A 23,551-nucleotide genomic window follows, 5' to 3' on the forward strand; every position below is an offset into this window, starting at 1 on the left:
GGCGCACCCGACCCGGGACCCTTGTTGGGCGGGTGCGGCTTCAGCGAGCTGTGGGAGGGACGGCCTGCAGGTCGGACTCGTGATGGCCGCCCCGGGCGCCGAACGCCGGTCCGAGAGTCCGACCCAGGCGCTCAGCAAGCGCCGGCCTGACCGCATCGGCGGAGCTCGACCGGTCCGTGCCGGCAAGGATGTCCCAGAAGTCCGCAGCCAGCACCCGCTGCGGGCTGAGGATACTGAGCCGGTCCAGGAGGGTGACCGGGACCGGTTGCGGGTCGGGACGTCGATACTCGGCAACAAGGGCCTGGTAGTTGTCGGCGAGGGTCGTGTTATCGGGATCCAGTCCGAGCACCAGCAACAGCCCGGTCGGCTTCGTGCCGACCGGCAGGACGGTCAGCTCCGGCCGGAAGCGGGCGAGCACCTCGACCATCGCGTAGACGTCCCCGGTCCAGCCCTTGGTATGCCGCACCCGCGCCGCCTCGTCGATCGACCGTGGCATCACGTCGTCGAAGATGATCACCGATCGGGCTGAACTGTGCCGTTCCGCGTTGATGAAGTCACGCAGGGCGAACTCGAACAGGTGCAGCCCGTCGATGAAGGACAGGTCGAACGGGATGCCTCGAGTCGCGGCGAGCGGATCGGGCCGGGAGAAGTACTCGTCGCTGGACGTCCGGAACAGGGCGAAGTCCCCGTCGAGCTCAGCGGTCACCTGGTAGTTCGGGTCTACGCCGATCGAGCGGCACTGTGACAACGACAGGCTGACCCCGTTGCGGATGCCGATCTCCAGGTAGGTCGATGGGCGTAGCAGCCGGTGGACCGTGGCGAGAAAGTCCAGATACCTCATGGCTGCACGCTAGCCGAAGATCGGCCGCGACAGGGGCTCATCGCCCTGCCCGTCGATGATGCCTAAAAGGGTGAGCTGCCGGGCGCGACCCTGGTCGTCAGCCCGGGCTTCACCGCTGCCCTGGTGCGGGAGACGCGGGTCAACAGCAGCGGCTCGCCGGTGTTGGCCAGGAACTCATCGGTGGCATCGCGAGAGCCCTGCCAACTGCCATAATCATCAATGATCAGGACCCCGCCGGGCGCGAGTCGGTGGTACAGCGTGTCAAGCTCGTGCCTGGTGGAGGCGTACCAGTCGGTGTCGAGCCGCAGGATGGCGATCTGCTCGGGTGCCCGGTCCGGGATGGTCTCCTCCACTGGGCCCTCGACGTAGTGGATCCGCCCGGGCGGATAGCTGAGCTCGTCGAACCCCGCGCGAACGTCGTCGAGCGAGGCGGGGATGAACATCTTGGCAGCGGTGGTGTCGTCGGAGCTCAGGATCTCGGTCGCGGACTTCTTCGCCCAGACATGCACGTCACGCTCATCCGGCTCGGTCATGCCGCTGAAGGTGTCGAACAGGTAGAGGTCACGCTCGGTCGTCCCCAGCAGCTCGAGAGTGCGGGCGGCCGCCAGCATCGACCCGCCGCGCCAGACGCCGCACTCGACGAAGGCCCCGGGTATCGCCTGCGCCTCGACGTAGCGAACCGCGGAGTAGAGGTAGTAGAGCTTTTCGTGGGTGTTCATGGTGCGGTCCTTGACCAGCGGCCAGATCGCCTTGAATTCGTCGTCATAGTCGGCCGGAAGCGGGGCCGGCGGCTTGGGCTTGGGCTTGGTGAGTGCCCCGATCCGCTCCACCTGCCGACCCAACGCCTCGGACGTCTGTGCGAGGCGCGCTTCGACCGCCTCCAGCCGTCGTCGCTCCCGAATGGCCCGCTCGTCGACCCTCTCGGCCCGCCGTCTGAGCCGGTGCAGATCGACCGTCCGCACCAGCGAGTAGCCCGTTGCCTGGTTGAGAGCCTGATTGACCCTACGTCTCCAACCCATACTCGATCCAAACACACGTCGCAGGCCCGGAGGTCAGGATGAGGGGCGCGGGTCCACGGGACGATACAGTCGGCCGGTGGAAAAGTTGCGCAATGTCGCTGTCGTGCTTGCCGGTGGCACCGGAACCCGGGTCGGACTGGACATCCCGAAGCAGTTGATCAAGATCGCCGGGAAACCGATCATCGAACATACGATCGCGGCGCTGAATGCGTCTCCGCTGATCGACGAGATTCTGGTGATGATGGCTCCTGGCCACCTCGACCCTGTCCGGGCGATCGTGAAGAACGGCCGCTACGCCAAGGTCAGCAGGATTCTCGAGGGCGCCGGTACGCGCAACGACACGACCGCAGCCGCGCTCGCCGCACTCGGTGACGAGGAGTGCAACCTGATTCTGCACGACGCGGTGCGACCGCTCGTCTCACAGACCATCATCGCCGCCAACGTCGAGGCTCTCGCCAGCCATCAGGCTGTCGATACGGCGATCCCTTCGGCTGACACGGTCATCCAGGTGGACGCCGCGACCGAGAACATCTCCGACGTACTCCCCCGTCACCTGTTGCGTCGCGGTCAGACGCCGCAGTCCTTTCGGCTGTCGACCCTGCGGGCTGCCTACGCCAAAGCCGAGCTGGACCCCAACTTCACGGCGACGGATGACTGCACGGTGGTGCTGCGCTACCTCCCCGAGGTGCCGATCGCCGTGGTGCCGGGCCACGAGCGCAATATGAAGGTCACCGAGCCGATCGACGTCTACATCGCCGACAAGCTGTTCCAGCTCACCTCGGCCGACACCCCGGCCTCGCTCAGCGACGAACGCTACCGCGAACTGCTGCACGCAAAGACTTTCGTCGTCTTCGGCGGCTCGTACGGGATCGGCGCCGATATCGCCGAGCTGGCCCGCAGCTACGGCGCCACCGTGAAGAGCTTCTCCCGCTCCTCCACCAACACTCACGTCGACCGACGCGAGGACGTCGCCGCAGCCGCCAGGGCCGTGCTGTCCGAGACCGGACGGGTCGACTATGTGGTGAACACCGCCGGGCTGCTGCCCAGGGGTGAGCTGGCCGACACCAGCGAGGAGACGATCTTCACCGCTACCGAGGTCAACTATCTCGCTCCGATCTTCATCGCCCAGGAGTTCTACCCGCACCTGGCTGCCAGCCAAGGCTCGTTGCTGCTGTTCACCTCCTCGTCCTACACCCGCGGCCGTTCGGGGTACTCGCTCTACTCGTCGGCCAAGGCTGCCGTGGTGAACCTGACCCAGGCGCTCTCGGATGAATGGGCCAGCAGCGGAGTACGGGTCAACTGCGTGAACCCCGAGAGAACCGGCACCCCGATGCGCACCAAGGCGTTCGGCGACGAGCCGCCGGGCACCCTGCTGTCATCAGCGGAGGTCGCGCGCAAGTCGATGGACGTGCTCTTGTCCGGCCAGACCGGGCACGTCATCGACATCCGGCGTGAGGAAGGTCCGGCCGCGCTCGGCAACGGCTGAGCCTCAATCGGTGTCGAGGTCGGCGAAGATCGCCGCGTGGTCCGAGGCGGCCTGCGAGGGCCGAGTGATGGTCGGGTAGTGCGGGAAGAGGTCGCCGTTGACGCCGCCCCAGACCCCCATCCTGTTGACCCCGCCACCCCGTACGCGTTCGAACAGCTGCGGTGACAGCAGGACGTAGTCGATCTTCTCCGAGGCCGTCGCATTGCCATAGGTGCCCGGGCGGACATCGGCGACGAAGGCCGGGTGCTGGCTGATGTCCCGCAGATCGGTGTGCTGCAGCAGTGGCTCGAGTGGCGCACTCGCAGGGGTGTCGTTGAAGTCACCGACCACGGCGACCCAGCTGACCCGCTCCGCCCGGAGCCGACGGTAGATCTCCGCGGTCCGGGTGGCCTGACGCAGTCGGGTGGCGTTGGACGCGGCCTGCCCCCCGTACCCCTTGCTCTTGAGGTGACAGACGATCACCACCAGTCTCCGCCCGGACGGCATCCGGATGGTGTACTCGGGACTGTCCCGGCTGAACACCCGGCCGTAGGCGTCAACGTCGTCCACGTGCGAGCGGACCGACTCGATCGGGTAGTCCGGCTTGCTGACGATGCCGACGTCGATCCCGCGGTCGTCGTTGCCGTCGATGACCATCACGTGCCCGAACCTGCTACCGACCGGGAGCTCGGCGAAACCGGCGTCCAGGAAGCGTTTCAGAGCGACCCTGCTCTCCGCCTCCACCACGGCCATCACGTCCGGGTTGACGTCGGTGATCACCCGGATCGTGTTCCGCAGAGCGACCTCACTGATCGCCTCGGTGGTCAGCTCCACCCAACCGATCCAGTCGCCGCGGCCACCCGCCACTACCGTGGTCCCGCCGCTCTTCGAGCGCCTCAGCAGACGACCCCGGATCTGCCGCAGCACCGCATAGGTGGCCGCGTCCGACCCCAGCAGCCGCAGCACCCGCAGCCGCTCCAGGATCGCGGTCTTGAGCCGGTCGGTGTACACGTCGTGCTCAAGCATGGCGTTGAGATCGGCATGGGCCTGAAGCAGCACCGCGCTGCGATCGCCGAGGTCACGGCCCATCGCCCGGGGCCGGTCGAACAGGTTCTCCACATTGAAAGATGCCAGTCGCATGGTGCGCCCCGTCTCCCTCGGTACGGTCTGCTCGACAGGTCGGCTCAGGCAGCTCAGAACCGGCCCCAAGATGAGGAGCCGGCCAACTACGCCCCTGATACGCGGGCCACGCTTGCGTACTGGCGCGATGACTAGACTCTGCGCATGGTCCGCGCCACGGTGATCGACGTCGCCCGGTTGGCGGGCGTCTCGCCGAAGACGGTCTCCAATGTGGTGAACGGCACCGTCACGGTCAGCCCCAAGACCCGCGCCCGGGTCGAGCAGGCACTGGCAGAGCTCGACTATGTACCGAACCTCTCGGCTCGTGGGCTGCGGAACGGTCGCACCGGCGTCATCGCGCTGGCACTACCGGACCTGAGCACGCCCTACTCGGCCGAGGTGGCCCATCACTTCGTCAAGTCCGCCACCGAGCGAGGCTGGAGCATCCAGATCGAGGAGACCGGCATCGACCTCAAGCGTGAGGAGCAGCTGCTCTCCACCGCGAGGGCGCACCTGGTGGACGGCCTCATCCTCAACCCTGTGCTGCTGGAGACGACAGCGGTTCAACGCGGTGTCTCGCTGCCGCCGGTGGTCCTGATCGGGGAGGTGGACCAGCCCATCGCCGACCATGTCTGGGTCGACAACGTCGCCGCCATGCGGGAGGTCACCCAGCTGCTGATCGCGGAGGGTCACCGCCGGATCGCGTTCCTGGGCGTGATGAACTCGGCCAGCTCACGGCTAAGGCTGCAGGGCTTTCATGAAGCCATGGACTTGGCCGGCCTCGAGCGGATCCCTGGCTGGGAGATCAGCTGCGCCCAGTGGACGGCCCAGGGCGGCGCCCAGGCCGTCACCGAGTTCCTGCAGCACCATCCGGCGCCTGATGCCATCGTCTGCCTCACCGACTCGTTGGCTCTGGGCGCGCTGAACGCCGTCGCCAGTGCCGGGCTCCGGGTGCCTGAGGACCTGTCGATCGTCGGCTACGACGACGTGCCGGAGGCGGCGTTCATGGTCCCCTCGCTGACCACGGTCAGCTTCGACAAGCATGAGCTCGCCGACGCCGCGCTCACCCTGCTCGGTGCCCGGATCCGCGACCGCGATCGTCCGATCGAGCGGATCACCGTCCCTCACACCATCGTCCGCCGGGCCAGCACGACCGCGCGCGGGCCACGCTGAGCGGAATCGGTGTCCCACCGCCCGAGCAGGGTCTTGCCAAACGCTTTTACAACGATGTACTTTCACCCCTACACAAGGGAGTGGAGAGGATCGACGAATGTCAGAAGCCGTCCCCGCGACGATCTCGCGGCGCAACCTGTTGCTCGGAGGTGCCGCGCTCGCCGGTGGTGCCTTGACCGCAGGCGCCCTGGCCGGATGCAGCACGACCGCCGCCGGTGCCGAGACCATGCAGTACTGGCACCTGATGAGCGGTGGTGACGGAATCGTGATGGGCGACATGGTGAAGGCCATCAACGCCCGCCACCTGGGTTTCCAGACCCAGCAGACCGTGCTCGCCTGGGGCCCGCCCTACTACACCAAGCTGGCCATGGCCTCGGTCGGCGGTCGAGCCCCCGATGTGGCCATCATGCATGCCACCCGGGTTGCCGGCTACGCCCCCGGGGGCCTGCTGGACGTCTGGGACCAGGACCTGCTGGCCGAGGTCGGTATCACCCAGGACAAGTTCCCGGAACGGATCTGGAAGAAGGGCTTCACCGACGACAAGCTCTACGCCGTGGCCCTCGACTCGCACCCGTTCATCTTCATGTACAACACCGACGTGGCCGACAAGGCCGGCCTGCTCGGCAGCAACGGTCAGCTCAGGCCGATCAGCTCACCGGACGAGCTGTACGAGGCCGGCAGGAAGATGGCGGAGGCCACCGGCGTACACGGCTTCTCCTACGGCTTCCTCGGTGACGGCGCCCAGATGTGGCGGATGTTCTACACCTTCTACCGGCAGCAGAACGCCGACTTCGTCCTCACCCAGGGGTCCAAGGCCCAGGTGGACATGGACGCCGCGGTCAAGGCGCTCGAGGTGATGCGGACCATTCTGGACGGCAAGATCGCCGCCAAGAGCGGCGACTACGGCACCGCCGTCGCCGAGTTCGCCGGCGGCCACAGCGGCGCTCTGTTCACCGGGGTCTGGGAGACCCCGACCATGATCACCGCCAAGCTGCCCTTCGACGCGATGACCATTCCGACCATCTTCGACACCCCGGCGGCCTACGCCGACTCGCACACTTTCGTGCTGCCACACCAGTCGACCCCGGGTCAGACGCGCAAGGATGCCTACAAGTTCGTGGCGGCGATGTTGAAGAGCTCGCTGAAGTGGGCCGGGGCCGGCCACATCCCGGCCTTCAGCCCGATCGTGGACAGCGCCGAGTACAAGAAGCTGGTGCCACAGTCGCACTACGCGAACGCGGCAGACATCATCAACTACGACCCGGTGGCCTGGTTCACCGGTTCTGGGTCCAACTTCCAGAACTACTTCGCCGAGAACATCCAGAACGTCCTGCTCGGCCAGGTTGAGCCCAAGGTGGGCATGGAGGGCTTCATCGCCCGGATCAACTCGCTTCTCGCCCAGCCGAACCCGGTCTAGCGCCCGATCACGGCAGAACAAAGGAGTCCGATCGTGACAACTGCTTTGGCTAACCAGACAGCCGCCCCGGGCACGACCCCGGGACGCGGTCCGAGCCGCAAGGCCCAGAACAACCTCTCCGGGTGGGCGTTCGTCGCACCCTTCACCGCCTTCTTCGCCGTCTTCCTGGTGTGGCCCATCATCTACGGCTTCTACATGAGCCTGACCGGGTCGAGCCTGTCCGGATCCGGTCAGGAGGTCATCGGTTTCGCCAACTATGCCGAGGCGTTCGGTGATCCCGACATGTGGCACTCCTTCGGCAACACCGTCCTGTTCACCGTGCTCAGCACCATTCCCCTGGTGGTGGTCTCCCTCATCCTCGCGCTGCTGGTGAATACCGGCCTGCCCGGACAGTGGCTGTGGCGACTGTCCTTCTTCCTGCCGTTCCTGCTGGCCTCGACCGTCGTCTCGCTGTTCTGGACCTGGATGTACAACCCCCAACTCGGCATGATCAACGACGTACTGGCCAACTTCGGGGTCGAGCCGATCTCCTGGCTGCAGGATGAGAAGTACGCGATGGTGTCTGTGGTGATCACCACCGTCTGGTGGACCGTCGGTTTCAACTTCCTGCTGTATCTGGCGGCCCTGCAGAACATCCCTGAGCAGCAGTACGAAGCGGCCTCGCTCGACGGTGCCGGGGGCTGGCGACAGCTGATCTCGATCACCATCCCGCAGCTCGGACCCACCACCGTGCTGATCTTGATCCTGCAGATCCTGGCCTCACTGAAGGTCTTCGACCAGATCTACCAGATGACCCAGGGCGGACCGTCCGGTGTCACCCGGCCGATCGTCGAGTACATCTACGAGACCGGCTTCACCGGGTTCCGACTCGGTTATGCCGCGGCCATCTCGTACATCTTCTTCGCCATCATCGTGGTCATCTCCCTGATCCAAGCCTGGGTCAACTCTCGAAGGAGTGCAGCATGAGCACCGCTACCGCCACTGCCGAGGGCACCGCGGCCGAGGAAGCCGCCAGCCCCGTTCTCAGCCGGCGCCGGCCGTTCAAGGTCCGGCCGCTGTCGATCCTGGCGATCGCCATCCTGGTCATCCTGGCCATCTGCTGGCTGCTGCCTTTCGTCTGGTCCGTCCTCACCTCGCTCAAGAGCGAGACCGATGCGGCCGCGACACCGGTCACCTGGTGGCCGGCCAACGGGTTCACGTTCGACGCCTACGCCAAGGTGATCCAGGATGGGAACATTCCTCGTTGGGTCTGGAACAGCCTGCTCACGTCGGTCGCCATCACCGTGATCACGGTGGCCATCGCTTCGCTGGCCGGCTATGCGTTCTCCAGGATCGACTTCGCGGGCCGGCGCTGGCTGTTCGCCGCGATCATCGGCTCCATCATCATCCCGCCGCAGATCCTGATCGTGCCCTTGTTCCGGCAGATGCTGGCGTTCAACATGGTGGACACCTACTGGGGCATCATCCTGCCGCAGGTGATCGCCCCGGTGATGGTCTTCATCCTGAAGAAGTTCTTCGACCAGGTGCCGATCGAGCTCGAGGAGGCAGCCAGGGTCGACGGCGCCAACCGGTTGCGGGTGTTTCTGCAGATCGTCCTGCCCCTGTCACGTCCGATCCTGGCGGCGGTATCGATCTTCGTCTTCATCGGAGCCTGGAACAACTTCCTCTGGCCATTCGTGGTGACCAACAACGCCAACCTGATGACCCTGCCCGTGGGACTGCAGACAGTGAAGAGCGCGTACGGCATCCAGTACGCTCAGAACATGGCGTCAGCGATTCTCGCCGCGCTCCCACTGATCGTCGTCTTCCTGTTCTTCCAGAAGCAGATCATCAAGGGCGTCGCCACGACCGGGTTCGGAGGCACCTGAGTCCATGTGTGAGTACTGCGGTTGTCGTGAGGTCGAGCCGATCGCCCGGCTGATGGATGAGCACCTGCGCCTGCTGGAGTTGGGCGACAACGTCATTCGGGCGATCCAGCACGATGACCCGACGACCGCAGCCACCGAGCTGAGCGAGTTCAGCTCGCTGCTGACCCGGCATGTCGACGTCGAGGAGCGGGGTGTGTTCGCTGCCATGAAGGACGAGGGTGAGTTCGTGGAGGCGATCGAGGAATTGGAGCAGGAGCACCGGGACCTCGACGTGACCGTCGCCGGTCTGCTGCTGCAGCGGCCGGACTTCGCTGACGAGATGCGGACCCTGATGCACGATCTGTCAGACCACATCGACAAGGAGAATCTCGGCATCTTCCCGATGGCGGTGGTCTCACTGCGCCCCGCTGGGTGGAGGATCGTCGAGCAGGCCGCCTCCGCCTAGAACTCGGTTCGTCGGAGTCCCGCCCTCATCGCCCCACGGAGCGGGATGTGCCCGTCAGTCGTGCAGGTGAGCCTCCTTGTGGGTCAGGGCCTCGATGTCCTCGGCCGCCACGTTGAGCAGGCGATGAGCCAGATCCGAAAGGGCACGAGCCACCGCGATCTCGTCTCCGATCTCCGGTACGTCCCGGTCGCTCGGGTTCAGCCTGGCGCTGCCCTCCCCGGTCAGTGTGACAACGTCCTTCGGCCGAAGCCTGGTCTCGGCATGCGTGCGACCGTCCCGTTCTCCGATGTAGATGTCGACGGCCCAGGTCTTCACTTCGTTCATGGTCCTGCCTCTTTCAGCTCCGGCGGCCGACAGCCGCACTCACGTCCTCGTCGATGGTCCGGGTGGAGGCCCCGGCCCCGGCTCCAGCCTTTCGCCCGACTCGTGTTGCACGGTAGGGTCCAAAGCCCCTCCAGGCCCATCCGGCAGGGTCCTCTGCCGTATCGGGCCGCGGCGCGTGGGACCAAGGTCCTACTCCAGTGATGGCTATCTGCCCTATCCTCGGCCAGCGAGGCTGAGACAGGCTGAGCCGCATGTCCAAGCAGCCCCTGCCCCATCTCCACCGGCCCCCGCAAGCACCGGTGCCGAATGGCATTCGGCGTCGACTTCGTCACGACTTGGTGTCCAGGCTGTGTCGCAATTGACCCGCCGCGGCCAGGCGGTTAACTTCGCCACTGTGCCGTACGGGCACATGAATTCGAGTCCCGCTGACGACTCGGAGAAAGACTGCTGGATGTCTCTGCCGCTGCCGGATCGCCGCTCCACCAAATCCCTGCTCGCACTGCTCGTCACCGTCGGGATGTTGATCATGAACCTCACTGTCGGCCCCGAGCGGCAGGCAACCGAGGGGTCGGTTGACGAGATCGGCGACCGGGTGGTTGGAGCGCTCGGCACCGGCCGGACCGGCGGCAGCTACCTCGATGAGTCGACTGGCCGGCTCGTCGTCACGGTGACCGATCGGCCAGCCGCCGAGGTCGTTCGTGCCGCCGGGCTGCAGCCGCAACTGGTGGCCCGTTCGACCCAGAGCCTGGACCGGACGAAGGGTGCTCTCGACGCCTTCGCGTCCCGCCACGGGGCCGGGCAGGTGCAGAACTGGTACGTGGACGTCGTGACCAACCGGCTCGTCGTCACCAGCCGAGCCGGCGCCACAGATCGCACGACGCAACGTTTCCTCGCCGAGGTGAGAAGCTACGCACCGCAGGCGAAGATCGAGCTCGCCCGGGCAACGGTCCGCCCGACCAAGAACCTGCACGGCGGGCAGCAGGTCGACATGAGCGACGGCTACGTCTGCAGCAGCGGGTTCAACGCGCGAACGACCTCCGGTTCGGCGGTCATGATCACGGCAGGACACTGCGCGGTGGGCAGGCCGACCTTCTACCACAAGGACCGCAAGATCGGCGCGACTATCAAGTACAGCTTCCCACGCAACGACTACGGCATCGTCCGGGTGAACACCGCCAAGTGGAAGCCGCGCGCCACCGTGGTGAGATGGGACGGCACTCTCAGGTCGGTCAGCGGCTACAGCAAGGCCGCCGTCGGGTCGAAGATCTGCAAGAGCGGGCAGACGTCGCACTGGACCTGCGGCCGGATCAAGGCTTACAACCAGACCGTCAACTACGGTGACGGGCAGATCGTCTCCGGCCTGGTCCGCTACTCCGCCTGCGTCGAGGACGGCGACAGCGGCGCAGCCGTCATGAGTGGAAGCAAGGCGCAAGGAATCAACAGCGGCGCCGAGCTGTACCAGAAGGGTTCCCGCTGGGTGTGCGGCTCGAAGGTGGGCGAACCGAATGTGAGCTACTACCAGCCGATCGGCGAGGTCCTCAAGGCGTACAAACTCAAGCTGCTGGTTCGCTGACGGCAGCACCAGCCGGGGACCGGCTCAGCCGTGTTGGCGCGGTTCGAACAGGATGACCGGGATCTGGCGTTCGGTTCGCTGCTGGTACTCGAGGTAGGGCGGGTAGGCGGCGGACGCCCGCTGCCACCAGGTCTCGCGCTCCTCTCCACTCAGCTCGCGGACCGTCCCGTCGATCACCCGAGCCCCGTCCTGCACGCTGATCGCATCCGGGTTCGCCTTGACGTTGTGGTACCAGGACGGATGCGTCGGAGCGCCGCCTTGCGAGGCGATCAGCGCATAGCAGCCGTCGTGCTCCACTCTCATCAGCGGCACCTTGCGCAGCTTGCCGCTCTTGTGCCCACGCATGGTGAACACGACGATGGGCAGTCCGGTGTCGCGGAGAGTGTTGGCCTCCCGGCCCTGGGTGCGCTCATACTGCTCAACCTGGTCGCGAACCCACTGTGCCGGGCTCGGCTCGTATTCACCTTCCAATGGCATGACCACAATGGTAGGCCGTGGCAGCATCGGGCGTCAGCGGGCACTGTGCTGCTGGTAGCGCAGCGAGTCCGGATGCGCCGTGCACTCGGGCCCGATCCTGGACCGGGCCAGCATGCCTTGTTCGCGAAGCTCAAAGAACCGTGGCAGCACACGGTCGCGCAGGGACCAGGGGTCGATGGTGTTCAGGTAGATCTTCGTGCCGCCCTCAAAGCCCGCGATCGTGGACACCCTCCACTTGACCATCACCCGCCACGGCATCGGTTCAACCACCCTCGGCGGCTGGTGGTGCCACTCCTCGTTGGTCGGGACCGTCGCGCCGGTAGCCGCGTGACAGGCGTGCAGCAGCTCCGACATGGCGCGCAACTCGTCCTCCGAATGCAGCCAGGGCAAGCACGCCGCGCTCTTGGAGTAGACCTCGAGCGTCGGGTAGCGGTGGCCGAAACCGGCGAAGGCCACCGCGTGATCATTCTCGGCCAGCAGCAGGTCCTGCGCGATGGCCTCGTTCACGGCCGCAGCGTTGAACAGGTCAGGTCGAGATCGCAGCTGCTCGAGCTCCTGTAACGTCTGGCCGCCGTATTCGTCGATGCCGGCCAGTTGCTTGTGCAGATGGTCGAACGACGCACCTGCCTGTCGGAGCCAGTTCTGGAACACCGCGACATACCTGACGTACGGATTGGCCTCGTACAGCGCTCGCATCGCCTGAGCGGTGAAGCCCACATAGCGGAAGTGCTCCTCAGCGGTCAGGCTTCCGCTGTAGGCCAGCTGGTCGTCCCACCCGGCATCGTCGACGAAGTGGCGCCGGGCGACGATCACCTCGTGGCCGCTCGCGAAGAACGCCTCGGCCCGCTGCAGGAGGTTGTCCTCGGACAGGTGCGGCCACTCGGCCTCCGCCAGGCCGGCGGCGGCCAGCCGACGACGCACGATCGACAGCACGTGCCGTCGGCCAGCAGGTGTGGAGACATAGCGGTGTTGCTGCGCACGCAAGGCGTCGGCCGGTTGGTAGCCGTAGTTGGCCCTCCAGTAGTCCAAGGGCAGGATCTCGAAGAGATTGGGGATCCGCCGGAACTCCGCGACCGTTTCGTCCAGCTCCTCGGCCAGGAGCCCGTCGAGCTGCTGCCAACGCTCCCCGGTGCCCCCGATGGAGCGGACCAGGCGTGCCTTCTCCGGGGGTGTGTCCAGATAGCGGCGTTCGCAGAATGCGCAGTACCGACCAGCCAGCGACCGGTCCAGCGGTGCCGCCGGCACCGACTCCTGCCCGAGCGGTCGATCCGCGCGACCCGGCACCGTCCACACCTCGGTGCCGGTGAAAGGGTTCCGCTGCTTCACAGTCCCATCGGCCAACCGTGTCAGCACCGGGAACCGGGTGGGGTCTGACGCGGACATGATCACCACCGTAGTGCCGCACCGCCGTCGAGGGATGGACACCGATCGCGCCGCCTCAGTCAGTGGCGTCTTCTCCAGCCCGGATGCGCACGCGAGGGACCAACGCCTCTGGTGGCCCCGGGGCGCCCGAGGGACGCTGGGGTGAGGAGATGGTTGTGATGCGTTATCTGCTGCTGCTCATCCCGCTGGCCGTAGCCGTGGCCTTCGGGTACCTGATGAACCGGGTGCGTGACCGTCAAGCGCGAGCCACCGCCCTGGCGGCGCTCGGGTTGTCGCTCACCGTCGGACCGGTGGGATTTGTGATGCTCTTCCTGGTGGGTGAGACCGCGACCGACCCGGGCGGCTGGCTGGCGCTCGGTCTCATCGTGGCCTGGCTGGTGCCGACGGTCGTACTGTGCGGGATCGCCTACCTGTGGCCCAACATCGCCGTGCCCGTGCTGGCCGTGTCGATGCTGCCGGCTCTGGCGCTGGGCGTATGGGGGTTGGTGGACTTCCACGGGCTGGGGAGCTGGGAGGACCGCACCGGCCCCGTCGTTCTCATCGCCGTCATCGTGCCGGCCGTGGCGATGGCGCTCCTCGGCCTCAGCAGACTGACAGTCGCGGGAGCCATGATGGTGGCCGTCTCGGTGCTGCCGATTGTGCTGCCGGCCATCGGAGCAGGCGCGGAGGCTGGTCGGGCGCTGACCATCGGGACGCTGGACCTCCCGATCCTGATCAGTGGTCTGCTCTACCTGTGGGCGGGGCACCTCACCAAGGGCGCCGATTCTCCCTTGAACGGACTACGACGTAAGCCGCACCTGTTCACCGGTCATCGGACCCGGCACGCCCCGGCCTGACCTCCCGGCTGTCGGGCACCGTCGCGTTGTTCAGCTTCGGTGCTGCGGTCGGGCCGCCCTGAGCCTCCTGGTGGTGAACGCCGGCCGGCGAGATGGTCCGCGTCAGCAGTAGGCCGGCGAGTGCGGCCAGCGGCGCCACGGCGAGACCGAACCGCAGGCTGGTCTGGTCAGCGATGACGCCGATCACCGGCGGCGACAGCAGAAAGCCGACCCTGGTGATCCAGCCCACCACAGCGAGCCCCACTCCGTTGCCCAGACCGGGGACCTCGTCAGCCGCATGCATCGCCATCGGGATCATCACGGCAGCGCCGAGGCCGGCCAGAGCGAAGCCGACATAGGTCGTCACGAGACCGGGCCACGCGACGGCGACGCCGAGGCCGGCCGCAGCCAAGATCATGCCGAGCCTGGTGACCCGCCGGGGGCCCAGCCGCTCGACGGCCGGATCGCCGAGGAAGCGTCCGACCGTCATCGCGCCCATCATGGCGACGAAGCCACTGCCGGCGGCGGCCACCGGCGCTCCCAGACCAGCAGTGACCCAGAGGGCACCCCAGGAGTTGCCCACATCTTCCACTGCAGCACCGACCACCGCGATACCACCGATGGCCAGCAGGCGGACAGCCATCCTGCGTGCTCCGACTCCGGCTGACGTTGGGGTCCGCTCAAGGTGATCAGCCACCCGGTCGGGACCGGCCAGCATCCACCGGGACACCACGAGGGCCAGGATGATCATCAGCACACCCACCACCCCGAGGTGAATTTTGATCGGGATCCGCAGACCGGCTGCGGCTGAGCCCATCAACCCACCGACCACCGCACCGACGCTCCACACACCATGCAGCGAGTTGATGATCGACCTGCCCAGCAGGCGTTGCACCCGGAGACCGTGTGCGTTGCTGCCGATGTCGATGACCGAGTCGAGCATGCCGCAGACGAAGAAGGCGAGTGCGAGCAGGACCCAGGACGGGGCCCAGCCGATCGCTGTGAAAGCCACCGCCAGCACCAGCGTGCCGACCACCGGCACCCGGGCCGAACCCCATCGTGACACCAGCCAACCGGCGAACAGTCCGGCCAGCAGGGCACCGACCGGATGCGCCGCCAGTGCAGTTCCCAGTGCCGCGTTCGACAGTCCGAGTGAGGCCTTGAGCTCGGGATAACGCGGCAGCACGTTCGCGAAGATGACACCGTTGCTGAAGAACATGGCGGACACGGCCAGCCTTGCCTTCTTGACCTCCGCGGCACTCATGGGGTCGAGTATGCCGTCCGCCGGCGCCCTCCTGCGCACCGGCGTGGGTCGAGCGGCTGATCACCACCGCTTCACTCAGTAGGGACCCCGGGCGCTATTTCTGCTGCAGGATGGTCCGCCGACGCTGGTACTCCTCCTCGTCGATGTCACCTCGGGCGAAGCGCTCGTTGAGCACCCGCTCGGCATCAGACACACCCCCGTGCTCAACCTGGCCCGGCCGCGGCTGGCCACCGTCGGCACGCCGCCGGAGAATCCAGACCGCCCCCACCGCCACAACAGCGATGATCAGCAGCGCCAACAACCCGGCGAGCAGCAGGCCTCCCCAGCCCATTCCGCCGTGCATGCCCCAACCGTTACCCCACGGTTCGCCCCACATGATGATCACCCTCCAGTCGATGATCCGAGTCTGCCCGCCGTTCCCGGCTGGCGGCAGAGCAGATCGGCTCTGAGCTGCAGGACCATGGTCCCGCTCCAGCGGTCGCTGACACGCCTTGTGGGCGGGATCGCTACCGACCTCGGTAGGGATCCCACCCACAGGCCGCCGAGGCCCCTGGCTCGGCTCAGAGCGCGTGGTCTCCGCGAGCCGTCATCGCGGCGATCTCGGCTGCGAACTTGATCTCGGAGTCGTCCTCTGGTTGGTAGTCGATCACCCGACGAGCGTTGGTGATGCTCCAGAACGTACGGGCGTTGCCGGAAACTCCGTAGAAGATCTGGAACGGAACCCCGAACTCGTCGTCGATGTCCTCGGTGTCGATGGACTTCACGAACAGTTGCTGCAGATCGCGCTCGCTGATGTAGCCGGCGATGTCTCGGAGGTAGTGCTTCAGCGGCCGATTGGTGAAGTCCGCCGCCGACACCTCACGCGGGACCACGATCCGCAGCTGGACCACCTCAAGGGCTCGTCCGATCGAACCGCAGGCGTAGAGGAACCCGAGCGACTCGTAGGCGGCCTTCGCCCAGCCATAGAACGTGTCCGGCCGGGGGTAGTCATCGGTGTTGATCCGGTCGATCAGCTTGGCATAGTAGGGCTGCTCGTACCATTTCGACGCCTGGTTCGTGCTGGCGCACACCACCCGCTTGACCCCGGTCTGCACAGCGGTCTCGTACACCCGCTGCGTCATGTCGACGTTTCGACGTTCGTCGGCGTACGTGGGCGGGGACCCGGCCCGCACGTAGCCGGTGTGGACGATCGTGTCGACCCCCTGGCAGAGCTCCTCGAGACGGGCCCGGTCTCCCTCCAGGAGGTCGAAGACCTCCACTCCTTCAACCCGGTGCCCGTCCCGGTCGACGTCCGTGACATCGAGGAGCCGGAGGTCATAGTGGCTCCGCAGTGCCGGCAGGAGCTGGCCGGCGATGCTCCCACAGGCGCCGGTGAGCAGGACTGGCTTGCGTGCTGTCGTCATCGGACCATCCTCGGCGGCGCGTGCTGCAGACTCAAGTCGGGCACGCCGCCGCGGCGCCGGAGGCAACAGATGCGATAGTTGCCCGGTTGCCCACTGCAGAGGAGTCCGCTCATGAATGTTCCCCCCGATTCCTTCGTCCGGGTCGCCGCCGACGACCTGCGAGCCTTCGCCCGCAGTCTCGGCCTGGCGGCCGGCCTGTCCGAGGCGCGGGCGTCGCTGCTGGCTCGGCTGCTGACCGACAACGATCTGCGCGGCGTGTTCAGTCACGGCACCCAGCAGCTGGCCACCTACGCGGTGCTGCTGCGCGACGGTGTGCTGAACGCCCAACCGGATGTCTCGGTGGTCCGGGAGACATCGGGCAGCCTGCTGGTGGACGGTGACGGCGGGTTGGGGTACTTCCCGGCCTACGACGGCACGTTGCAGCTGATCGAGAAGGTCAAGGAGCACGACATCGCCGTGCTGGTGACCCGCAACCACGGCCACTTCGGGGCGGCCGGGCTCTACTCGCGGCTCACCCTCGAACATGATCTGCTGTCCTTCGTGACCTCTGGTCATCAGCTCCGGCTCGCACCGGGAGATCCCATCTACGAGGCGGCCGGCGGGTCACCGATGTCGTTCAGCGCCCCGACTCTCGATGAGGACCCTCTGGTGCTGGACTTCGGCGCCATGCATGACCTGTACGCAGACTCGCCCTTCCGGGACGAGCTCGCAGCGAAGGCGCCGGGACTGGTGCACCGGGCGATCGGGATGGGCGCGGTCTGCCAGTCCTGGGGTGGCCTGCTGGCAGGGGTCCCGATCGACCCGGCCCGCGCCAGCCACCCGTTCGAGGGCGCCAACCAGGGGGCGATGGTGATCGCCTTCAAGATCTCCCTCTTCGCCGAGCCGTTGGAGTTCAAGCAGGAGATGGACCGGTACGTCCGCGCCGTCCGCGAGCTCGCGCCCCTGACCGAGGGACAACAGCCGTTCCTGCCGGGAGGCGTCGAGGCTGCGCGCGAGCGGGCCTGGACCACGGAGGGCATCCCGGTCGGAGAGCAGCACCAGCACCGGCTTGAGACGGTTGCCGAGGCGTTCGGGCTGACCGTCCCCTGGGAAGGCGGCTCAGCCCGCGCCTGACCAGCTGGGTGTGATCGGGCACGGCAGCTAGTGCGGAGCGCCTTCGAAGGCCCGCCAGAGGCGCGCGTAGTGCCCGTCACGCTGCAGCAGCTCGGTGTGCGACCCGTCCTCGACGAGTCTGCCGTGGTCCATCACCAGGACCCGGTCCGCCCGAGCCGCCGTGGTCAGCCGGTGGGCGATCACCACAGTGGTGCGCCGTCGGGCCAACAGGTCCTCAGCGCGCGTCACCGCGGCCTCGCTGGCCAGGTCGAGAGCGGCTGTCGCCTCGTCCAGAAGCAGCAGATCGGGCCGTACGCACTCTGCCCTCGCCAGAGCCAGGAGTTGGCGCTGCCCGGCGCTCAGGCTGCGGCCGCGATCGCCCACCTGATGGTGGTAGCCGTCTCGCAGCCTGGTCACCATCTCATGCGCCCCGACTGCTCGCGCCGCCGCTTCAACCTCAGCATCGGTCGCATCCGGGCGTCCGTACGCGATGGCATCTCGGACCGTGCCGGCGAACAGGTAGGCCTCCTGCGGGACGTAGCCGAGACGGTGACGATAGCCCGCCAGGTCGAAGTTACGCAGATCGACGCCGTCGGCCCGGACGACGCCATCCGTCGGGTCGTAGAACCGCGCCAACAGCTTCATCACGGTCGACTTCCCGGCTCCGGTCTCTCCGACCACCGCGACCCGCTGGCCTGCTGGCACCGTGAAGGAGATCCCCTGCAGCGCCTCGGTCTCGGCCCCGCTGTAGGCGAACCGCACCCCGTCAAGCTCGACCACACCGGTCAGCGAACCCGGTACGGCGACCGGTGTGTCGGCATCCGGTGTCGACGGCTCGGTGCGCAGCAGGCCGGTGATCCGACGCAACCCGACCACGGCCTGCTGGTAGCCATCGAACACCTGCGACAACTGCTGGACCGGCGAGAAGAACATGTTCACATAGAGCATGAAGGCGATCAGCGCGCCCGCCGTCAGAGCCCCGCTCTGCACCCGGCCCGCGCCAAAACCGAGCACCAGCGCGGTGGCGACGTCGGAGACGAAGGCGATAAAGGGAAAGAAGGTGGCGATGTAGCGCTGGCTGCGCGTACGGGCCACTCGATAACCGTCGGACAGCTGGGCAAACCGGTGGCAGTTGTGCTCCTCGCGGCGGAACGCCTGCGCCACCCTGATGCCCGCCACGTTCTCCTGCAGGTCAGCATTCACCGCACTGACCTTCTCCCGCGACACCTGGTAGGCCACCGAGGATCTCGCCCGGAAGACCAGTGTCGCCGCCACCACGAACGGCAACACAGTCAGCACCACCAGCGCCAGCGGCAGGTTGATCACCAGCAGGGCAACCAGGACGCCGCCGAAGGAGAGCACACTGACGATCGCTGTCGCGAGACCGGTCTGCACGAAGGTCGAAAGGGCGTCGACATCGGTGGTCATCCGGGTCATGATCCGGCCACCCATCTCGCGCTCGTAGAAGTCCAGGCCCAGGCGTTGCAGATGCGCGAACAGCTTCATCCGGAGCAGGTACAAGATGCCTTCGCCGGTACGTCCGGTGACCCGGGTCTGTGCGATCGACACGACCCAGTCCACCAGCGTGACGACCAGGGCGATCCCGGCAGCCAGCCAGATCACGTCACCCCGCCGCTCGGTGATGCCTGAGTCCACCCCGAGCCTGATGGCAGCGGGCAGCACCAGCTGGGCCAGGGCGTCCGCAGCAACCAGCACCAGCCCGACCAGCAGGGGCACGCGGAAAAGTCTCAGCAGGTGCCTAAAGCGGAAGTCCGGGTCGCGTCGACGGATCTCATCCGGGTCGACCAGCGGTTCGTCGATCGCCGGTGGAAGCTTCGCCACCTGCGCCAGCAGCTCAGGCGTCGGCGGCAGGGCCGCGAACATGCCGCCTGCTCCCCCACCTCCACCGCGACCGGCGCCGCCGGGACCGGCCGCACGTCCGAAGCCCGTCGACGTCATGGAGCTGGCACCCTGAGCCTGTGCAAGGGCCAGCTCAGACGGGTCGCGCTCGGGCTTCACCCAGGCTGATGCAGTCACTCCCGATGGTTGGGACTCAGGCCCTTCGACGGGCTCAGGGCGCGCCGCCAACTCCAGCCCTTCGACAGGCTCAGGGCGCGCCGCCAACTCCAGCCCTTCAACGGGCTCGGGGCGCGGAGACTGTTCAGGGAGCCGGTCAAGATCATCAGTGGGCGCCGACAACAGCGTGTTGTAGAGGGCGCAGCGACCCTGGAGCTCATCGTGGGTGCCGATGTCGACGATCCGGCCACGGTCGAGGACGGCGATCCGGTCGGCCAGGCCGAGGGTGCTTCGGCGATGCGCGATCAGGATCGTGGTCCGTCCCGACATCACCTGTCGGAGAGTGTCGTGGATCTCGGCCTCGATCCGGGCGTCGATGGCGGAGGTGGCGTCATCGAGCACCAGCAGTTGGGGGTCGATCAACAGCGCCCGGGCCAGCGCCACCCGTTGTCGTTGCCCACCGGACAGGGTGAGGCCCTGCTCCCCGACCACGGAGTCATAACCCTTCGGCAGGTCGACGATGAAGTCGTGCGCCTGGGCAGCCCGAGCGGCCGCCTCGATCTCGGCCATCGAGGCGTCGGGTCGGCCGTAGGCGATGTTGTTCCGCACGCTGTCGGAGAAGAGGAAGCTGTCCTCGAACACCACGCCGATGCCTCGGCGGAGGGACTCCAGGGTCAGGTCGCGGACATCGTAGCCGCCGATCCGGACCGATCCGCTGTCCACGTCGTAGAACCGCGGCAGCAGCAGCGACACCGTCGACTTGCCGGACCCGGCTGTGCCGACCAGGGCCAGCGTCTCCCCGGCTGCAACACGGAAGCTGACCTGTTCCAGCGCGGGCGCCGACCGGGGATAACCGAAGGTCACGTTGTCGAACCGCACGTCGACCGGGCCGGGCGGCAGCGAGACCGCGTCCGGGGAGTCGGCCACCCCAGGCTCGGCATCGATCACCTCGAACACCCGCATGACGCCCGCCTTGGCCTGCTGCCCGATGGTGAGCAGGCCGGACAGCATCCGCACCGGTGCGACCATCGAGGCCAGGTAGGTGGAGAAGGCCAGGAACGTCCCCAAGGTGATCTGCTGGTGCAGGGCGAGCCAGCCACCCAGACCGAGCACTCCGACCTGTCCGAGCGCCGGGATCATCTGCATGATCGGGTTGTAGATGCTGTTGAGCCGTATCGTCCGCAGCCGCGAGGCGTACAACCGACGCGCAGAGCTATCCAGTCGGTCGATTTCGCGTGACTCCTGGCCGAACCCCTTGACGACCCGCACGCCGGTCACCGCCGACTCGACGACGCCGGCCACCTCACCGACCTGCTGCTGCGCATCCCAGTTGGCAGGAAAAAGCGTCCCGCGACCGCGAAGCGCCACCCACCACAGAGCGGGTCCGACCAGCAGGGCGACAATCGTCAGCAGCGGCGAAAGGGTGAGCATGATGATCACCGACATCACGAACAGCAACAGGTTCGACGTCATCATCGGCACCATGCCGAGCAGACCCTGCACCAGGTTCAGATCCGAGATGGAACGGCTCACCAGCTGTCCGGGGGCGAGGTCATCCTGTTTGGCGCCACCCATCCGCTCCAGCGAGCGGAAGACGTCCTGCCGCAGGTCATGCTGGACGTCGATGGAGAGCTTGCCACCCAGGTAACGGCGGATGAACCCGGCCCCGAAGTTGGTGACGCCCGCAGCCAACAGAGCGATGATCCAGGGCAGCATCGGCTGCGACCGGGAGAGAATCACATCGTCCACCACAGCCCGGACAATCAACGGCGTTACGGCGTTGGCAGCCATGCCCAGCAGTGCGCCCCCGAAGGCGAAGGCCACGAGGTGCGGGTGCCTCAGGCAATGACCGGCCAACCGACGGATCCAGCCCGACTCGCGGGTTGGTCCAGGGGCGGGCTGCCAGTGCGGTCGGTCGTCGTCGCTCACCGCGTCGCGGGCGGTCTGGGTGTCCGAACCCACCGTAGGTGTCACGCGGTTCTGGCCCCTTCCGGTGCGGGCGGTCGATAGGCGGGCGGTTGAGGCGTACGGCGGCCGGCCCGACGTTCAGACAGGTCGGTATCGAGCGCCGACGCGAAGGCCGCGAAGCAGCTGACAAAGGCGCTGGGATCGTCCATCCGCCCCGTCACCTCGGCGAGCCGTTCGGCGTACGCCCGGTCGGCGCGTCCCAGTGCCTCCCTGCCGGCGTCGGTGATCTGTAGCCAGGAGGCTCGGCGGTCTCCGTCATCTGATCGGCGTCGAACATGGCCGAGGCAGGCGAGCACCTCCACCGCCGTGCTTATCGCCGGCTTGGAGACCGCAAGACGTTCGGCCAGGGCAGTCGAACGTTCATCGCCGGCATCCAGCAGCGTCAGCAGCCGGTACTGCGGCAGGGTCAGCCCGCTGTCCACCCGATCCAGCATCCGGGCGGTACGCACCAGGGTTCTGGCCACGTCCACGTGCGCCGAGGTAGGTACGGAGAGCTCCGAGCTGCACATAGTTAACAACATTAACGACCTTGGATGTGCCCGGCAAGACACTCGTCGGGACTTAGGTCATCACCCGCTGAGGACCTAGGCCCATGGACCGCCCAAGGCGCCACGCACCAGGCTGGAGTAGAGCCATCCAGTGTCGATTCTCGACCGCGGTGTGCCAGAGCCGAGGAGAAGCCAGATGGAGAGAGTCCTCGCCGCCTATGCGGCACGAACGAGTTCAACTGGTGAGATCGCCCTGGCGATCGGTGAGGTGCTCAGCCGAGCCGGCTTCCACGTCGACGTCCGATCCTGCGCGCGGGCGAAGGACGCCGATCATTACGCCGCCGTCATCATCGGCAGCGGGTGCGCCCTGGGCCGTTGGGATGATGACGCCCTGGACTACCTGGTCCGGCATGCTCCGCAGTTGTCCTTGCGGCCGACCTGGCTCTTTCAGAACGGGCCGCTGCAGAGTTCCGGCACGGGCACCGGGGTCGCGGCCGGGCAACACGCGGTGCCGCAGGTCGTCCGGACCCTTGCCGACCGCTATGACCTGGCGCCTCCGGTGATCTTCGACGCCCGCAGCGACCTCGGGAGCCGGCCGCTGACGCTGCGGCGGTGGATGTCTGGTGAGCCCGCACCCGTCGAGCTCACCGGCCCGGACCGGGTCCGCACCTGGGCAGGTGACATCGCCGGCCTGCTGACCGGGGCGATGGCTTCGCCGTTGTCGGCCCTGCCAGCGCACAGCTGATTGGTCGAGGCCCATTGACCCGAAGATCTCCGGACCTTCGGCCCTCCCCGAAGCCTAACCCCGGCGGAAGGGTGGAGGTGAACGGACGAAGTGCGTCCGTGCAACTCACCGAGGAGCACCAGATGACCGTCAACAAGCCCGAACCCGAGTCGGCAACGCCCACCACCCCGGCCGTCAATCGACCGACCCGCGACCTGGGTCAGATGCTGCTGCGCGGATGGCCCTTCGGGGACGTGACGTGGCCGTTCCGCGACGTGGAGCTGCCGGTCACCCCGTCGATCAAGGTCGAGGAACGCTACGAGGACAACCAGGCCATCATCCGTGCCGAGATCCCCGGGGTCGATCCGGAAAAGGACATCGAGGTGACCGTCGACGAGGGCATCCTGACCATCAAGGCCGAGCGTCGGCAGGACACCAAGGAAGAGACCGAACACGGCTACCGCAGCGAGTTCCACTACGGAAAATTCGTTCGACAGCTCCGGCTTCCCAAGGGCACCTCGCCTGAGGTGGTCTCCGCCACGTACACCGATGGTGTGCTGGAGGTCCGGATGCCGATGCCCGAGAAGGAGGCGGGAGTCCGCCGCGTCGAGGTGACTCGAGCCTGACAACCCGTCCTGCAGGGAGGTGGTCCGCAGGCGACACACCCCTCGCCCGGC

Annotated in this window: 22 protein-coding genes; 11 read left to right on the forward strand and 11 right to left on the reverse strand. The window is 66.9% G+C overall.

From position 1 onward, the window contains the following. Positions 1-40 precede the first annotated feature (40 nt). Complete coding sequence (locus tag JOE57_RS00600) at positions 41-841, reverse strand: class I SAM-dependent methyltransferase (RefSeq protein WP_204915918.1); 801 nt, start codon at positions 839-841, stop codon at positions 41-43. Positions 842-903: 62 nt separating this feature from the next. After that, positions 904-1,860 (reverse strand): TylF/MycF/NovP-related O-methyltransferase, encoded by a 957-nt coding sequence (locus tag JOE57_RS00605; RefSeq protein WP_204915919.1) that lies wholly within the window; start codon positions 1,858-1,860, stop codon positions 904-906. A gap of 76 nt (positions 1,861-1,936) precedes the next feature. Here JOE57_RS00605 and JOE57_RS00610 point away from each other — a divergent pair, with 76 nt between their 5' ends. Further along, positions 1,937-3,346: an SDR family NAD(P)-dependent oxidoreductase gene (locus tag JOE57_RS00610; protein WP_204915920.1), complete on the forward strand. Its 1,410-nt coding sequence runs from the start codon at positions 1,937-1,939 to the stop codon at positions 3,344-3,346. Between the two features lie 3 nt (positions 3,347-3,349). Here JOE57_RS00610 and JOE57_RS00615 read toward each other — a convergent pair whose 3' ends face one another. Then, on the reverse strand, positions 3,350-4,465 hold the full coding sequence (locus JOE57_RS00615) for an endonuclease/exonuclease/phosphatase family protein (protein WP_204915921.1): 1,116 nt from the start codon (positions 4,463-4,465) through the stop codon (positions 3,350-3,352). Between the two features lie 144 nt (positions 4,466-4,609). On the opposite strand from JOE57_RS00615, the gene JOE57_RS00620 reads away from it, so the two are divergent. The 5 genes from JOE57_RS00620 to JOE57_RS00640 all read left to right on the forward strand — a co-directional run bounded on the left by JOE57_RS00620 (position 4,610) and on the right by JOE57_RS00640 (position 9,347). Continuing rightward, positions 4,610-5,617 carry a LacI family DNA-binding transcriptional regulator gene (locus tag JOE57_RS00620; RefSeq protein WP_204915922.1) on the forward strand — a complete coding sequence of 336 codons (1,008 nt, stop codon included), beginning with the start codon at positions 4,610-4,612 and terminating at the stop codon, positions 5,615-5,617. Between the two features lie 97 nt (positions 5,618-5,714). Further along, positions 5,715-7,034: an extracellular solute-binding protein gene (locus JOE57_RS00625; RefSeq protein WP_204915923.1), complete on the forward strand. Its 1,320-nt coding sequence runs from the start codon at positions 5,715-5,717 to the stop codon at positions 7,032-7,034. A gap of 33 nt (positions 7,035-7,067) precedes the next feature. Continuing rightward, positions 7,068-8,000 (forward strand): carbohydrate ABC transporter permease, encoded by a 933-nt coding sequence (locus tag JOE57_RS00630; RefSeq protein WP_338041086.1) that lies wholly within the window; start codon positions 7,068-7,070, stop codon positions 7,998-8,000. Continuing rightward, complete coding sequence (locus JOE57_RS00635; protein ID WP_204915924.1) at positions 7,997-8,902, forward strand: carbohydrate ABC transporter permease; 906 nt, start codon at positions 7,997-7,999, stop codon at positions 8,900-8,902. Before JOE57_RS00630 ends, JOE57_RS00635 begins: the two co-directional genes overlap by 4 nt. A gap of 4 nt (positions 8,903-8,906) precedes the next feature. Then, the gene (locus JOE57_RS00640; RefSeq protein WP_204915925.1) at positions 8,907-9,347 is read left to right on the forward strand and encodes a hemerythrin domain-containing protein; all 441 of its coding nucleotides are present in this window, start codon (positions 8,907-8,909) and stop codon (positions 9,345-9,347) included. Between the two features lie 54 nt (positions 9,348-9,401). On the opposite strand, the gene JOE57_RS00645 is transcribed toward JOE57_RS00640, so the two are convergent. Continuing rightward, positions 9,402-9,671, reverse strand: a complete 270-nt coding sequence (locus JOE57_RS00645; protein ID WP_239578799.1) for a DUF1876 domain-containing protein — start codon at positions 9,669-9,671, stop codon at positions 9,402-9,404. A 451-nt stretch (positions 9,672-10,122) separates the two neighbouring features. Here JOE57_RS00645 and JOE57_RS00650 point away from each other — a divergent pair, with 451 nt between their 5' ends. Continuing rightward, entirely contained in the window at positions 10,123-11,244 is a 1,122-nt protein-coding gene (locus JOE57_RS00650) for a S1 family peptidase (RefSeq protein ID WP_204915926.1), read from the forward strand. A 24-nt stretch (positions 11,245-11,268) separates the two neighbouring features. Here JOE57_RS00650 and JOE57_RS00655 read toward each other — a convergent pair whose 3' ends face one another. Next, positions 11,269-11,721, reverse strand: a complete 453-nt coding sequence (locus JOE57_RS00655) for a nitroreductase family deazaflavin-dependent oxidoreductase (RefSeq protein WP_204915927.1) — start codon at positions 11,719-11,721, stop codon at positions 11,269-11,271. 33 nt (positions 11,722-11,754) lie between these two features. Further along, positions 11,755-13,104, reverse strand: coding sequence for a DUF4921 family protein (locus tag JOE57_RS00660; protein ID WP_204915928.1), 1,350 nt, complete (start codon positions 13,102-13,104; stop codon positions 11,755-11,757). A gap of 155 nt (positions 13,105-13,259) precedes the next feature. Here JOE57_RS00660 and JOE57_RS00665 point away from each other — a divergent pair, with 155 nt between their 5' ends. Beyond that, positions 13,260-13,940, forward strand: a complete 681-nt coding sequence (locus tag JOE57_RS00665) for a hypothetical protein (protein ID WP_204915929.1) — start codon at positions 13,260-13,262, stop codon at positions 13,938-13,940. Here the strand turns inward: JOE57_RS00665 and JOE57_RS00670 are convergent. The 3 genes from JOE57_RS00670 to JOE57_RS00680 all read right to left on the reverse strand — a co-directional run bounded on the left by JOE57_RS00670 (position 13,906) and on the right by JOE57_RS00680 (position 16,586). Next, on the reverse strand, positions 13,906-15,183 hold the full coding sequence (locus JOE57_RS00670; protein ID WP_204915930.1) for an MFS transporter: 1,278 nt from the start codon (positions 15,181-15,183) through the stop codon (positions 13,906-13,908). The two genes, JOE57_RS00665 and JOE57_RS00670, sit on opposite strands and share 35 nt — an antisense overlap. Before the next feature lie 94 nt (positions 15,184-15,277). Next, the gene (locus tag JOE57_RS00675; protein ID WP_204915931.1) at positions 15,278-15,559 is read right to left on the reverse strand and encodes an SHOCT domain-containing protein; all 282 of its coding nucleotides are present in this window, start codon (positions 15,557-15,559) and stop codon (positions 15,278-15,280) included. A gap of 184 nt (positions 15,560-15,743) precedes the next feature. Beyond that, complete coding sequence (locus tag JOE57_RS00680) at positions 15,744-16,586, reverse strand: NAD-dependent epimerase/dehydratase family protein (protein WP_204915932.1); 843 nt, start codon at positions 16,584-16,586, stop codon at positions 15,744-15,746. Positions 16,587-16,697: 111 nt separating this feature from the next. Here JOE57_RS00680 and JOE57_RS00685 point away from each other — a divergent pair, with 111 nt between their 5' ends. Continuing rightward, positions 16,698-17,699 carry an Ldh family oxidoreductase gene (locus tag JOE57_RS00685; RefSeq protein ID WP_204915933.1) on the forward strand — a complete coding sequence of 334 codons (1,002 nt, stop codon included), beginning with the start codon at positions 16,698-16,700 and terminating at the stop codon, positions 17,697-17,699. Between the two features lie 27 nt (positions 17,700-17,726). On the opposite strand, the gene JOE57_RS00690 is transcribed toward JOE57_RS00685, so the two are convergent. Both JOE57_RS00690 and JOE57_RS00695 read right to left on the reverse strand, forming a co-directional pair. Further along, a complete protein-coding gene (locus tag JOE57_RS00690) occupies positions 17,727-21,668 on the reverse strand; it encodes an ABC transporter transmembrane domain-containing protein (RefSeq protein ID WP_204915934.1) in 3,942 nt (1,313 codons plus the stop codon). After that, the gene (locus JOE57_RS00695) at positions 21,665-22,171 is read right to left on the reverse strand and encodes a MarR family winged helix-turn-helix transcriptional regulator (RefSeq protein WP_204915935.1); all 507 of its coding nucleotides are present in this window, start codon (positions 22,169-22,171) and stop codon (positions 21,665-21,667) included. Before JOE57_RS00695 ends, JOE57_RS00690 begins: the two co-directional genes overlap by 4 nt. 175 nt (positions 22,172-22,346) lie before the next feature. On the opposite strand from JOE57_RS00695, the gene JOE57_RS00700 reads away from it, so the two are divergent. After that, a complete protein-coding gene (locus tag JOE57_RS00700; RefSeq protein ID WP_204915936.1) occupies positions 22,347-22,895 on the forward strand; it encodes a flavodoxin domain-containing protein in 549 nt (182 codons plus the stop codon). A gap of 122 nt (positions 22,896-23,017) precedes the next feature. Next, the gene (locus JOE57_RS00705; RefSeq protein ID WP_204915937.1) at positions 23,018-23,500 is read left to right on the forward strand and encodes an Hsp20/alpha crystallin family protein; all 483 of its coding nucleotides are present in this window, start codon (positions 23,018-23,020) and stop codon (positions 23,498-23,500) included. Positions 23,501-23,551: the final 51 nt, after the last annotated feature.

The sequence above is a fragment of the Microlunatus panaciterrae genome, assembly GCF_016907535.1.
Taxonomy (GTDB): domain Bacteria; phylum Actinomycetota; class Actinomycetes; order Propionibacteriales; family Propionibacteriaceae; genus Microlunatus; species Microlunatus panaciterrae.